Origin of the sequence: Psychroserpens jangbogonensis, from assembly GCF_000797465.1 — a bacterium.
Lineage (GTDB): Bacteria > Bacteroidota > Bacteroidia > Flavobacteriales > Flavobacteriaceae > Psychroserpens > Psychroserpens jangbogonensis.
The window spans coordinates 534,856-547,714 of record NZ_JSWG01000009.1 but is presented as its reverse complement, the minus strand read 5'-3'; the positions used below and the strand labels follow the sequence as shown (position 1 = coordinate 547,714).

19 protein-coding genes and 1 tRNA gene are annotated in these 12,859 nt (G+C 31.2%); 8 read left to right on the top strand and 12 right to left on the bottom strand.

Features of this window, described 5'->3' with window-relative positions; translation table 11 throughout:
* Window positions 1–3: 3 nt before the first annotated feature.
* The 4 genes from RH81_RS09530 to RH81_RS09515 form a co-directional block, all read right to left on the bottom strand.
* On the bottom strand, window positions 4–186 hold the full coding sequence (locus tag RH81_RS09530) for a hypothetical protein (protein ID WP_033959943.1): 183 nt from the start codon (window positions 184–186) through the stop codon (window positions 4–6).
* 807 nt (window positions 187–993) lie between these two features.
* Window positions 994–1,377, bottom strand: a complete 384-nt coding sequence (locus RH81_RS16500) for a hypothetical protein (RefSeq protein ID WP_152604815.1) — start codon at window positions 1,375–1,377, stop codon at window positions 994–996.
* A gap of 86 nt (window positions 1,378–1,463) precedes the next feature.
* On the bottom strand, window positions 1,464–1,997 hold the full coding sequence (locus RH81_RS09520) for a hypothetical protein (RefSeq protein ID WP_033959942.1): 534 nt from the start codon (window positions 1,995–1,997) through the stop codon (window positions 1,464–1,466).
* Between the two features lies 1 nt (window position 1,998).
* The gene (locus RH81_RS09515; RefSeq protein ID WP_033959941.1) at window positions 1,999–2,823 is read right to left on the bottom strand and encodes an MraY family glycosyltransferase; all 825 of its coding nucleotides are present in this window, start codon (window positions 2,821–2,823) and stop codon (window positions 1,999–2,001) included.
* Window positions 2,824–2,900: 77 nt separating this feature from the next.
* Here RH81_RS09515 and RH81_RS09510 point away from each other — a divergent pair, with 77 nt between their 5' ends.
* Complete coding sequence (locus tag RH81_RS09510; RefSeq protein ID WP_033960305.1) at window positions 2,901–3,143, top strand: helix-turn-helix domain-containing protein; 243 nt, start codon at window positions 2,901–2,903, stop codon at window positions 3,141–3,143.
* Window positions 3,144–3,423: 280 nt separating this feature from the next.
* Here RH81_RS09510 and RH81_RS09505 read toward each other — a convergent pair whose 3' ends face one another.
* Window positions 3,424–3,858, bottom strand: a complete 435-nt coding sequence (locus tag RH81_RS09505) for a JAB domain-containing protein (protein WP_033959940.1) — start codon at window positions 3,856–3,858, stop codon at window positions 3,424–3,426.
* Between the two features lie 76 nt (window positions 3,859–3,934).
* Window positions 3,935–4,330, bottom strand: coding sequence for a hypothetical protein (locus tag RH81_RS09500; RefSeq protein ID WP_033959939.1), 396 nt, complete (start codon window positions 4,328–4,330; stop codon window positions 3,935–3,937).
* Window positions 4,331–4,925: 595 nt separating this feature from the next.
* Between RH81_RS09500 and RH81_RS09495 the strand changes: the two genes are divergently transcribed.
* The 4 genes from RH81_RS09495 to RH81_RS09480 all read left to right on the top strand — a co-directional run bounded on the left by RH81_RS09495 (window position 4,926) and on the right by RH81_RS09480 (window position 7,123).
* Window positions 4,926–5,435, top strand: coding sequence for a hypothetical protein (locus RH81_RS09495; RefSeq protein ID WP_033959938.1), 510 nt, complete (start codon window positions 4,926–4,928; stop codon window positions 5,433–5,435).
* A 167-nt stretch (window positions 5,436–5,602) separates the two neighbouring features.
* Window positions 5,603–6,427: a class I SAM-dependent methyltransferase gene (locus RH81_RS09490; protein WP_033959937.1), complete on the top strand. Its 825-nt coding sequence runs from the start codon at window positions 5,603–5,605 to the stop codon at window positions 6,425–6,427.
* 144 nt (window positions 6,428–6,571) lie between these two features.
* Window positions 6,572–6,838 carry a hypothetical protein gene (locus RH81_RS09485; RefSeq protein ID WP_033959936.1) on the top strand — a complete coding sequence of 89 codons (267 nt, stop codon included), beginning with the start codon at window positions 6,572–6,574 and terminating at the stop codon, window positions 6,836–6,838.
* 45 nt (window positions 6,839–6,883) lie between these two features.
* Entirely contained in the window at window positions 6,884–7,123 is a 240-nt protein-coding gene (locus RH81_RS09480; protein ID WP_033959935.1) for an RNA-binding protein, read from the top strand.
* Between the two features lie 72 nt (window positions 7,124–7,195).
* On the opposite strand, the gene RH81_RS09475 is transcribed toward RH81_RS09480, so the two are convergent.
* The 6 genes from RH81_RS09475 to trxA all read right to left on the bottom strand — a co-directional run bounded on the left by RH81_RS09475 (window position 7,196) and on the right by trxA (window position 11,371).
* Complete coding sequence (locus tag RH81_RS09475; RefSeq protein WP_081988262.1) at window positions 7,196–7,762, bottom strand: DUF3871 family protein; 567 nt, start codon at window positions 7,760–7,762, stop codon at window positions 7,196–7,198.
* A 48-nt stretch (window positions 7,763–7,810) separates the two neighbouring features.
* On the bottom strand, window positions 7,811–9,025 hold the full coding sequence (locus RH81_RS09470) for a site-specific integrase (RefSeq protein WP_033959934.1): 1,215 nt from the start codon (window positions 9,023–9,025) through the stop codon (window positions 7,811–7,813).
* Between the two features lie 305 nt (window positions 9,026–9,330).
* Window positions 9,331–9,404 (bottom strand) — tRNA-Asp (locus RH81_RS09465).
* Between the two features lie 77 nt (window positions 9,405–9,481).
* Window positions 9,482–10,411, bottom strand: coding sequence for a DUF58 domain-containing protein (locus tag RH81_RS09460; protein ID WP_033959933.1), 930 nt, complete (start codon window positions 10,409–10,411; stop codon window positions 9,482–9,484).
* A 4-nt stretch (window positions 10,412–10,415) separates the two neighbouring features.
* The gene (locus tag RH81_RS09455; RefSeq protein WP_033959932.1) at window positions 10,416–10,961 is read right to left on the bottom strand and encodes a ClpP family protease; all 546 of its coding nucleotides are present in this window, start codon (window positions 10,959–10,961) and stop codon (window positions 10,416–10,418) included.
* A gap of 92 nt (window positions 10,962–11,053) precedes the next feature.
* Window positions 11,054–11,371: a thioredoxin gene (trxA, locus tag RH81_RS09450; RefSeq protein ID WP_033959931.1), complete on the bottom strand. Its 318-nt coding sequence runs from the start codon at window positions 11,369–11,371 to the stop codon at window positions 11,054–11,056.
* A 298-nt stretch (window positions 11,372–11,669) separates the two neighbouring features.
* Here trxA and RH81_RS09445 point away from each other — a divergent pair, with 298 nt between their 5' ends.
* The 3 genes from RH81_RS09445 to RH81_RS16495 are packed head-to-tail and all read left to right on the top strand — an operon-like array spanning window position 11,670 to window position 12,847.
* On the top strand, window positions 11,670–12,101 hold the full coding sequence (locus tag RH81_RS09445; RefSeq protein ID WP_033959930.1) for an SRPBCC family protein: 432 nt from the start codon (window positions 11,670–11,672) through the stop codon (window positions 12,099–12,101).
* Entirely contained in the window at window positions 12,091–12,420 is a 330-nt protein-coding gene (locus tag RH81_RS09440; protein ID WP_033959929.1) for an ArsR/SmtB family transcription factor, read from the top strand. Before RH81_RS09445 ends, RH81_RS09440 begins: the two co-directional genes overlap by 11 nt.
* Window positions 12,413–12,847 carry an SRPBCC family protein gene (locus tag RH81_RS16495; protein WP_052172493.1) on the top strand — a complete coding sequence of 145 codons (435 nt, stop codon included), beginning with the start codon at window positions 12,413–12,415 and terminating at the stop codon, window positions 12,845–12,847. Before RH81_RS09440 ends, RH81_RS16495 begins: the two co-directional genes overlap by 8 nt.
* The last annotated feature ends 12 nt before the right edge of the window (window positions 12,848–12,859 follow it).

The following is a 12,859-nucleotide window of genomic DNA, read 5'->3' as shown; positions in this document are numbered from 1 at the left end:
AATTTAACTCTTGTTAATTCCGCTAGTAGGTAATTTCAATTTTCCTTTATTATGAGCCATTAGATCAATCTGCTTTTGTGGCTTGAAAGTAGTCTCATTTGTATCTACTACAATATCGCTACTTTGTCCTGAAACAGTTAATAATACTACTGCTAATAATAGAAATGTAATTTTTAGGGTCTTCATAATTATATAATTTAGGGTTTATTAGATTCTATTTTGTTAATAATTAAACAGCATCAAAAAATGCCAGTCGAGGGAAGAATGGATTATTAACTAAATGGCAAACATGCCAAAACATCAAAAAATTTTTGAGGGAATTTTAAACGCACAAAACGTTTAATAAATAGAATGGATTAATAAAATTACCTTGATAAGTGATTTAGGGGCTTATGAAGGACTGTAAACATAATACTATTTAGTCTTCAAACAAAAATAAATCCGTTTAAATGTAATATTTCATCGATTAAATGCTTTTTTTTAACAAAAATAATGTTCATTACTTGTTAATAAGTCGGTTTATTGGATGTTCGGATTAAAAGGTACTGTATCTTGATTATCTGGTAATCCATCCAAATCAGAATCTCTAAATCTTACAACATGAACCAAATACAAGTGAAATTACTGCTAAAATGATAATGTACTTAAATGCTTTCATGTTGTTGTTGTTTATAATCACATCAGGGAAATTTAAAATTGTCATCAAAACACGCATAAAACAAAAAAGCATCCCGATTTTCAATTAAGAAAAAAGGAAAGCTTCTCATCGGTAAGAACTCAACAACATTGAGTTTCTTACAACTCTCAGATTTCTCTGAGAACAACACAACTACTTTTATTGCTTAAAAAAAGCCCTAATTTCTTAGAGCTTTAGTTTTGCAATTTTTAGCGGTCTGGACGGGTGAATTCTTATAACTAATATGCCCTTATAAATAAAGGGTTCATGTTATACTATAAGAAAAACAACTCCTAATTACACTCCTTTCGATATTATTATTGAATTAATGTATGTAACAATCGTAGTAATATAGTTTTATTACAATAGTATAAACATACTACTTTATCCTTATATATAATGCCATGTCCTAGAGTCAATAAATAATCCTCACATTGAGACAAACACCATATATTGAGCTCTCCTAGTTTCTCTACATCTGAAAACCTCTTCTCTTTTAATTCTTTGTAAAAAGCCTGTGTTCTGTTTTCAAAGGTAAGTATAACACCTTCGAGAATATCTAAATTAAATAGTAATTCAGTTTTATCTGAATGAACATTAAGAAATTTATTTAATGATATATCTATGTTTAAGTAACTATCAAGTCCTTTTATTCTGTCTGGTAATATATCTAGGTTGAATTCCCAATTTTCATATTGCATACCTATTTTAAAAGGTATATTATTTTTTCTCATAACTATTGGGTATAAAAAAACCATCTATTTAGATGGTTAAATGAATCTGTATTTTAAAACTCTTTAGAGTAGTGCAATCTATTATAGGTTTTCTGGAATAAGATAATATTTCTAAAATCACACTTAGCTAATTGTACTTCTATTTTAGTATAAGGTTCTGTAGTAAGTTTTACTCTTATGATTTCATCAAACCTTAAACCTTTCCAAGTTACTTTATGTTTATCAAGCCATAAATTAATCTCATCTTCATCGTGTTGAACTATTTTATACTCCTTCATTATTTTTTCAAAGAATATTTCTTTTGGCTCTAGCTCTGATACTTTTAAAAGCTCAAAATACAACTCGATAAAAATACATTCTTGCTCTCTAGTTGGACAAGCACAAGGAAATACATGAATAGAGTTATCTCTTACCCATTTACTCCATTTACCACAATTTGACTTTGAAATAGCTTCATAAAACTCAGCTTCATATTTCATAAGCCACCAATTGATATGATGAATACTATAGGTCAAGTTATTAGTTGTAATTATAAAATCATCTATATACTTTCTTGTAAAATCAAATGTTATTTCTTGTTTATTCATACTATTTCCTCTCGTATTTAATAAAAATATACAAAAAAAGCACTAGAGCAAGAAAACCAATTACTACAAAATACCAATACTTAATCAACAAATAAACAACTCCAAATACATAGATAATTATATAAACAACAAATGAAACACCTATTACCCATAGGAATATATTTTGGACAGTTTTTATCTTCAAAATCTCTTTTAAGAATTTTATTAACTTAAAGCCAATTAAATATATATCATCAATAATTTGCTTTAAGTTATCTGACCTAGAATAATAATAATTTAATCCAAGAATTGACAGAACTAATAATATTCCTGACAGTTTGAAAACTTCATCATAATACCCCCATATATAAAAGACTCCAATCTTATCTAAAAAGATGCGATATACAAATTCAATTGTAAAATATAGTATATTAATAAACATTAAGACGATTCCTAAATTATCTAGTAAGTTAGGACTCTCTTCCAAATGGATTTCTTTAGTATTATTATCACCATTCTTTAGGGTGTCACCTAAATTTCTCTTTTGATTTTTATGAAGCTGTCTTTTTTCTTCAACAGAACCAGCTTTAGATATCTCTTCTACAAGCTTATCAAAATCATCTCTCGCTTTAAAATATTTGTCATAAACTTCATCTGAATTAGACACATCCTTATTAAGAAGATTCCAACCACTTACATAGTCATCAAAATTAGATTGTACATCATTTAATGACGTAACAGATACTCTATATTTAATTAAATCATCAAATGTTGGTTCTCTACCTATTTTTTCTTTAATTATTTTATAGTAACCATCTGCTTGTGCTAAACATTCCCATTTTCCCATAATCATGCAAACTTGCCATATATGGCATTAAACATTGTAAATATAAGTCTTTCATTCACTTGTCAAATATGTCAAGTGTGGAAGAGTCAGATTTACTTAAAATTACTGGTAAAAGAATACAACAAATTAGAATCTCAAAAGGGTATTCTCAAGTTGATTTAGCTGGTAAAATTCTAGGTGTATTTGATACTACTAATGTCTCTAGAATTGAATCTGGGAGAACCAATCCTACACTAAACACTTTACATAGGATAGCAGAAGCATTAGAAGTATCACTCTCTGAATTACTCAATATTGAAGAGTGTGAAACTGATGTTTAGCTATTTACAACTTGATACTTAGCACTCCTTGTTCCTAGAGATATAGTAATATATCAAATGACACCTTAACTATCTTAATAACAAATCACTCTTTTTAATTAAGATTTGGCTATGATATATAATCTACAAACTATCACTTAGATTGAAAACCTCTATAAACTAATGATTATTGACACATTCACACGAGAGTAAAACAAAATTACTACCATATTAGGGAAAGGTCAAGAAGACCTTACAGAATGGTTAATTAGTTATATAAGTGTCATACCAAATTGTAAGGTCAAATCAATCCTTCATCCTTAAAACTAAAAAAGCTGTCTTTTGAAATAATCAAATGGTCTAATAGACTAATCTCTACTATTTCACATGCTTTATTTAGCCTACTAGTAATCCTTTTATCTGCTTCACTAGGCTTTAAATTTCCACTAGGATGATTATGAACTAATACTATATGTGATGTGACTGCTTTTAAAGCAACACTTAAAATAAGTTTTATGTCCACTATACAACCTGTAATTCCTCCTTTTGATAAGTCATATATTCCTATGACTATATTAGCTCTATTAAGTAGGACAACTTTCACTTCTTCCTGAAGTTCAATTAAATTATTGTCCCAATGATTCATCACTAATTCAAATACACTTTCACTGCTATCAATTTTCACTTTGTTCGGATTCTCATTGGAATACGAAACCTTTATTTCTGACACCTTCATACATGTTGAAATTAAAACTTCCAGTTTATATTTGCCACCTATATAATAGATATACAAAAACTGGAAGTATGATTAATTAATCTATTAACTCTTCCTCTAGAACACCATTCTGAGAAAAGGTATGTTCTTCAGCAAATAGCTTTTGAACAGCTTTATCTTCTTTAGATGATGATATAGGTTCTGGAGCATAAACAAATCTGTGATTTAGAATTCTCACATCTCCTGTCTCCTTGATTTCGTACTCGTAAGCTTCACATTCTTGCCTTTCTATCTTTCCATGCATAGAAGTTCCTAATAAAGCTTTACAGGTGTCTTCATCAAATGTAGAAGAGATGAAGGTTCTTCTTGCTGTAGCATAGAATAGATTAGTCTCTTGACTTAATGCCATTTCAATGCCACCTTGTAGCTCTAAAACAAAGAATGTTTTACCATCATCTACTTGTCTTTCTTCGTAGTTAACAATACGTACCATAATATTTAAATTTTTGAGTTGAACAAAAACCCTACAAAATATTTTACTTCTTTAAGACCATAGATAACAGCTATCAACTTGTATCATATCTGCCTGTAAAAAAGTGAAATCTTTTAATTGGGGTTGGGGGAGTTTTCCTCCCTAAAAATAAGTGCGGGTATTTACTAGGGAGGGGGGCGTGAGTGTGATACCCGTATTTTAAAATCTTTTATGAAAAAAAATTTTATGATTTAATTTCAGTAGATTTATATTCTCTCCTCTGTATATTTATTGTCCAAAAAATCTATTAGATTTGTAGGTATAGATATAGAGTGGATATAGTTAATACCTATATCCAATTGTTGTGGGTAATTGCCTGCGGCACATAGAAACCGCGTTTTGCAAACGCTCCTTTTCTACTAATTACCCACAATGCTCCCTGTTGATCGCACCTCGACTAATTAATGTATATTTATGCAGTTCCTTGTGAGCTCCTCAAGAAACTACACACAACATAATGTATAGCGAATGAGGCGCGAACATAGCTCTTCGTGAGGCGCGCCTCACTACGCTATACACAGGGAGCATTGGCATTAAGTTTGACAAAACAAAAACTATGGAATATAATCTTGAACAGACTGCGTTAATTGTCGAAATAATTGGTGGAATCGTAATTATTATTTCCCTTCTTTTTGTTGGGTTGCAATTAAAAGAAAGTGCTAAGGCTACACGTTCAGCGACTGCTGTGACAACAGTATCAGAACTTACTTCTTGGTACAGCAATTTAGGAAATAGTGAACAAGGAAGTTATGTCTTTTGGAACTTTATGACCAATCCTGATTCAATAACACCAGTAGAACGATTTCAAGCTATAATGAATTTACACGGTATATTGTTAACGTGGCAGAACAGCTATTACCTCGTTAAAGAAGGCACGCTTGACAAAAGAGTACAAGAATCATTACTTGAAATTATTAACGGAGTAAAAAACAACCCAGGGTTTCAAGTTTTTTGGCAGTCACGTAAAGCAATTTTTCTAAAGGAATTCCAAGAATATGTTGAAGAAATAATGGCAACTGATAAGACAAATTCAGAAGGAATATATGATGTAGTGGATGAAAAATAACCTAATGCCAACACGGTGTATAATTAATTGCTAATAGTGGGTAAAGAGTATCTCGGAAATCCTAGCGGATTTCCTTACTCCTGCCCTTTTTTGCTATCTTAGTCGCTTACGCAACTAACCATACACAAACCGTTGGCAACAATTAAAACTAAATTAACTCTGAAAAAATGGAAAGTTTAAATCTAAGTATAGAGAATCATTATCTCAAAGAAGCACTTTATGAGGATATTGTCAATCGACTTAAAGAACAAAATATTGATTTAGAAAATGTAAAGAGATCTGACATTGCTGGAGCTGATGAGTTTCACGTACGTGGAGCAACAGTCTCAAAAGAGCTTGCCAATAGTATTGACCTAAACGGACTTAATGTTTTAGATGTTGGCTGTGGATTAGGAGGACCTTGCAGAATGCTTGCTGATGAATATAATTGTCAGACAACTGGAATTGACCTTAGTAATGAATACGTAAGAACAGCCAATAAATTATCTAAACTCGTAAATTTAAATAATAAAACAACTTTTGTACAAGGAGACGCTGCTGAACTACCATTTGAGGATAATAAATTTGATGTTGTTTGGACACAGCACGTTCAAATGAATATTCCAGATAAGAAAAAGTTTTATTCAGAAATAAATAGAGTATTGAAAACTGGTGGATATTTTCTTTTTTATGATATTCTTAAAAAAGGAGATGGAGAAATCAATTACCCAATGCCTTGGGCTAGTAATATCAACCATAGTTTCTTGTTTAAAATAGAAGAAATGGATGGATTTTTAAAAGAGTTTGGCTTAACAAAAGAACAGTCCACAAATCAAACTCAAGCAGGAATAGATTTTTTTAATGCACTCGTTGCTCGACTGAAAGAGTTTGGACCACCAAAAATGGGACTTAATGTCTTAATGGGCGAAACAACAAAACCTAAACTTATGAATCTTCTAACTCATTTAAAAACTGGTGAATTAGAACTTATAAGTGGTGTTTACAGAAAATAACTGTAGCCAACAACGTGTATAATTCATTGCTAGTTCAATGATTACTTGGAAAATCCTACAAACTCTAAGTCGTACAAATCATATTCAAACTCGTTATGTATTATAAAATGTATGAGTACAATAATTTGAAAATAAATAATTTAAATGAAACTATTCGCTTTTTTAAAAAACATCTTTGTTAAGGCGTCCAATAATCCATTTGAAAAAAAAATAAGGAAAATGGGTTACAAAAAAGAGAAAGATGGAACATTTTTGAAATTAAGCCATGGTGGTAGGACAATGATATGGTTATCATCACAAGGGGTTAAAATTAAAGTATATGCTTCTGGATATGGTGAATCTGATTTCCTACCTTATTCAATTCTAGACGAAGATAGATTAGAAAGGTTTATTTTAGAAAATGAGTTATAATGAATAAAAGAAACTTTTGTTTAAGAAGCAAAAATAAATATTAGTATGAAGTCAACTTATTCATCAACAAGATTACTTTTTAAAAGAGATAGTATTGAAAAATTATCATGGGAAGATAAAATCAGCATATATTCTACAAATGACCAATGTACATATGAAATGACAAAAAAAGAATTTTATGATGTTTTTTCAAATGTTGTTAAAACAAAAAGCTACAGGGAAAATGGAGCTTATAATTACCTTAAAACCCCATCAAAAGCTTTTCAGTTTATAGTTAAAAATTAAACCTATAAGAAGCAAATTAATTGCTTGTAACTTAAGAAAAAGAAAAGCCCAACCTTAAAGATTGGGCATCACTCAACTCAAAAACCAATGGTATTTAGAATCACCATTGATAGCATTAGCCAACCCTTTTGAAAAATCAAAGGCATTGACATTCCTTGACAGGAAAGAGTCTATATAGGAGCTCTTATTAGCTCCTGTGAAGAGGTTGTAAACATTCCAGAGGCTTATATCTCCATTGTCATTTCTACAAAAGTTTTCATCTAAATAATAGTCTTTAGCCACAGCAGAAATTTGTCCATCATTCAGCAATAATTCTGGAACGCCAAGCTTATCCTTTTTTGGTAAATAATTGTATAGTCTTGACTTACCTATTAGCTGAGCAAACTGATGTTCAGTTAAATTCTGTTGAGCCAATTGCTTCATAGAATTCAAATGATTTTCTGCTCCATAATTTTGAAGTACCTCCAAAAGTTTTGATTTCATACCAATATAACTATCAGCTCTTAAATCCTCTACATAGCCATTAACATCTGGACTTATAACAATCTTATTACCTGTTTCAAATTTCGAAAAATCTTTAGGGTCTATTTGTTTAAAATCAATAGGGAAATCTTGAAAGTGATTGTTTGGAAGCTTCATAAACAAATTTAACTGTGCTATAAATATATTACAACACAGTTAATTAGCTCATCTAATTTTAAACTTTTTATTAAGTCTTATCATCTCTTCGCTAATCTTTCTCTGAACTACTTCTCCATAATGCTCTTGAGTGGTTTGCATTTTACTATGACCTAAAAGCTTGGATACAACCTCCATTGGCACATCATTGTAAAGCAATACAGTTGTTGCAAAAGTCTTTCTAGCAATATGATGTGTAAGGTTGATTTTAATTCCAACAACATCAGCTATTTCCTTTAAATAAGCATTAAACTTTGGATTTGACACCCTTGGAAACACATAGTCTAAATCTTCATGATGGTATTTTTCCACTATTCTCATTGCTTGTGGCATTAATGGTACTTTATAACTTCTTGAAGTTTTTACTCTATGTACCTTTATCCAAAGGTTGTCATCAAACTCTACAATAATATCATTTCTGGTTAAAGCAATCATTTCTTTAAATGCTAATCCTGTATAGCAACAAAACACAAACATATCCTTGATTTGCTGTATTCTTTGAAGTTCAAAATTCTTGTTTTCTAGCTTTAAAAGTTCTTCCTGAGAAAGATAAACAATCTCTTTCTTAACTCTCCTTGCTTTATAAAGCATAAAAGGGTCTTTGTCTAAGTAATCTTCAGCTATAGCATACCTTATTGACCTTCTAAACCTTTGTATCACCTTATTTAAGGTTATTTGAGCAAAGTTCTTTTCAGTTTTAAGGTAATATTCATAGTGTGTTATAAAACTGCTTTTAATGGCTGAGAGTTTTACATCTTTAGATTTATACTTCCATTTAATGAAGCTTTTCAAATGTTTACCATAGGCTATATATTTCTTATGAGTATCTTCATTCAACTCTTTGCCAACTAATCTTTCTAGGTATTTTAAAAACAGATTATAAACTTCATAGACTCCTAAATCTGCTTTAACCTTTTCACCTTTGTAATGTCTGAAAATATCTTCTACATCAAAATTAACTTGATTAACTTGAAGCAATAAAAAAGCCTGATTCATTTTAGATGTAATCAGGCTTAGTTGTGTATTTACAAAGTTATGTTCTTTTTCTGGTGGTTTGACAAATTGGTTTTTACTATTCCAATTCTCAGGATTTATATAGTATCCAGTTGCAAACTCTTTCCTTTGTTTTTTATAAGTAATTCTACAATAAATAGGAGAAGTGTTGTCTTTCTTTTTCCTGCTTTTGTAAATTACAAATAAAATAGTCACCCTATTTATCTGCATAATTGGTAGTTTTTTAGTTATTAAAAAATGTATTTGATTGATTTTGTGAAAGATAGAGCATCCCCTTTTAGAAAAAAGAGTGTCCCCTAATAATACCCCTTTTGATGGTATTTGTAGATTGAAATGCCATAAAACAAAAAAGCATCCCGATTTTCTTATTCAGAAAAAAGGAAAGCTTCTCATCGGTAAGAACCCAACAACATTGAGTTTCTTACAACTCTCAGATTTCTCTGAGAACAACACAACTACTTTTATTGCTTAAAAAAAGCCCTAATTTCTTAGAGCTTTAGTTTTGCAATTTTTAGCGGTCTGGACGGGACTCGAACCCGCGACCTTCGCCGTGACAGGGCGACATTCTAACCAACTGAACTACCAGACCGTTGCTTTATTGCGAGGGCAAATATACATTCGATTTTTAATATCACAAATCTTTTATAAAGATTTTTGACAAAATTTTTAAATAAATTTTTGACGCTCTACCATGTAGGTAGTTAGGATCTTATTAAAAGGTTGATTTATGTCTGCTTCAACATATTTAATTTGATACTGTAAACACTTTAACCTAATGGCTTTAAAGTAATCTTCTACAGCAGTTTCATAACCTTCTTTAACTGTATCAGGATACAAATTAATGAACTCATTCGTTTCTACATCAATAAAACGTTTAGGTGCATTATCAAAATCAAACTTTAATTCTTTCTCTTTATCAATGACATGAAATAATACAACTTCATGCTTATTATGCTTTAAATGTCTCAAGGCTTCAAATAATTTCACATCATCTGTAGAGGTTTGAAACATGTCTGTAAAAAAGAAAATTAAAGAACGCCTGTGAATGTTTTCTGCTATTTGATGCAGATACTTATACGTTTCTGTTTTCTTATTGAGCGGTTTTGAAATGACTGCATTACTTAACTGACTCAATAACATCTGATGATGACGTTCACTTCCTTTTTCGGGAGCATAATAATCATACGCATCGCTATAAATACTTAAGCCTACAGCATCGCGTTGCTTTTTTAATATATGCATCATAGATGCAGACGCTAATGCCGAAAAGGCAATTTTGTTAAGATTTGAAATACTGAAATCTTTCATTTCAGGATAATGCATCGAACTACTATTATCTATAATAAGATGACAACGTAAATTAGTTTCATCATCATAACGTTTAGTATAGAGCTTATCAGTTTTGGCATATAACTTCCAATCAATATGACGTGTACTTTCGCCTTGGTTGTAAATTTTATGTTCAGCAAACTCAGCAGAAAACCCATGAAACGGACTCTTATGCATTCCTGCAATAAACCCTTCCACAACTTGCTTAGCAAGAAGCTCCAGGTTTTTAAATCCTCCGGCTTTATTGAGTTCTGCTTGTAAATTCATCTGCTTATTCTAGTATACCATCAACAATCCCATATGCTTTAGACTCCTCTGCTCCCATCCAATGGTCACGATTAAAATCTTTCATCACCTTATCAAAATCTTGTCCGCAATTATCAGCCAAAATTTTTGCACTTAACTCTTTTGTTTTTAAGATTTCTTGAGCTGTAATTTCAATATCACTCGCTTGACCACGAGCGCCTCCACTTGGCTGGTGTATCATTACACGAGCATGTGGTTGGATAAAACGTTTTCCTTTAGTTCCAACAGATAATAATATAGATCCCATTGACGCAGCTAATCCTGTACAAATTGTTGACACATCACTATTTAAAGACTTAATACAATCATACATAGCAAATCCAGATGTTACATAACCTCCTGGACTATTAATATATAAATGAATGTCTTTAGTCTCTAATGCATCTAAATACATCAAACGGTCTATCACATGCTTTGCTGACTTATCATCCACCATTCCCCAAAGAAACACTTTACGTTCTTCTAATAATTTATTGTCTATTACATCTTGTGCTTTTTCTTTCTTGCTCATATATGTTTTGTCTTAGGTCTTAATAATTAGCTAAAAATAAAAAAAGGTTCACCATACTGGCAAACCTTTTATCATTTCTTTTAGAATATATCTTATAATAAAGAATCGATTGCGTCTGTGTAAGCATTTTTAGGAGCAACTCCTACTTGACGTCCTACAACTTCACCGTTTTTGAATACCAAAACCGTTGGAATGTTACGTACACCATACTTTGCTGCAAACTCTTGATTTGCATCAACATCTACTTTCCCTACGACAGCTTTACCATCGTATTCTGTACTTATTTCATCAATGATTGGTCCAACCATTCTACATGGTCCACACCAAGCTGCCCAAAAATCTACCACTACTGGTTTGTCGCTATTTAATACTGTTTCTTCAAACGTTGCATCTGTTATTTCTAATGCCATAATTATATGTTATAAATGTGTTTAACTTCGTTTTAATACACAAAATTAGTCAAAAATTTTGCCAAACCTTACAATGGATGTATTTGTTTTGATTATGAAGTTATTGATTCAACATATACTTTTATTTGGGCGCATAAACCCGGCTCTCACAAGTCGCTCTCTTCAAGGAGCTCCAACAATTGCTCCATCCTTTGCGCAAAGAAGGCAATACAATACGCAACCAAAAAGTTGCATATTAAAAAATTATTATTTATTTTAGCAGTCATAAAGTTGTCTATTAATCAAAAATCGAATAATTATGAAAGACACAATCTCAAAAGAAAAAATATTTAATCATCCTATAGAGAAAGTATGGGACGCCATTTCTAAAGCCGAAGAAATCTCATCATGGTTTATTCAAGCAGACTTTAAAGCTGAAAAAGGATATCAATACACATTCACCTCAGAAGTAAACGAAAAAGGATGCACAACTATTAGCGGAACCGTTAAAGAAGCAAATCCGTATGTACTAGTATATACGTGGATTGTAGCCGATACTGAAATAGAAACTACAGTGACTTGGAAATTAGAAGCTGTTTCTGAAGGCACAAAATTACATTTAGAACATTCAGGAATTTCTAACTATGCTGGAGATTCAGCCATAGCCATGTTTGAGAGCTTTAATGGTGGCTGGAACGGTTGCATTAATCAACTCATAGATTATTTAAAACAAGAAGTTAATGCAGGATAGAATCACTCAATTATTTAAAGCAATTGCAGATCCAACAAGGCGTGACATTTTTCACGCCTTAGTGATTGCTAGTACAGCATTATCTATTACTCAAATCGCAAATCAATTTGAAATTAGCAGACAAGGTGTTACCAAACATATCAAAACTTTAGAAGATGCTGGTTTGATTAAGTTAGATAATAAAGGTCGAGAACGCTTTTGTTATGCTAATGCAAAACCACTTAAAGAACTAAATAAATGGATGCAATTCTATGAACAATTCTGGGGTGATTCACTAGATAATTTAGACACTTATTTAAATACGAACAAAAATGCTTAATAATACTGTAACTCATCCAAACACCAATTATCATAAACAAATTGAAGCATCTTCAACTGCTAAAACCGTGTTTAACGCTTTAACCGATGGGATAAATCTTTGGTGGTCCAACACAAGTAATTCAGTGCAAAAAGAAGGAGGTCATTTTACTATTCATTTTGAAAATGGGCATTGGTGGACCTTCAAAATTCTTGAATTTACTCCAAATCATGACATCGTATGGAAATGTATCGATGGTGAACCTGATTTTAATAAAGAATGGATTGGACAAATTTTACATTGGGAAATTATTGAAGACAATTCAAAAACAATAATCAAATTTCATCAAGTAGGTCTATCTCCTAAAATAGAATGTTATAAAGTTTGTTCGACAACCTGGGATAAGTTTATTACAGATCGATTAAAAAAACATGTAGAAACCAGATAACGAGCACTTAAA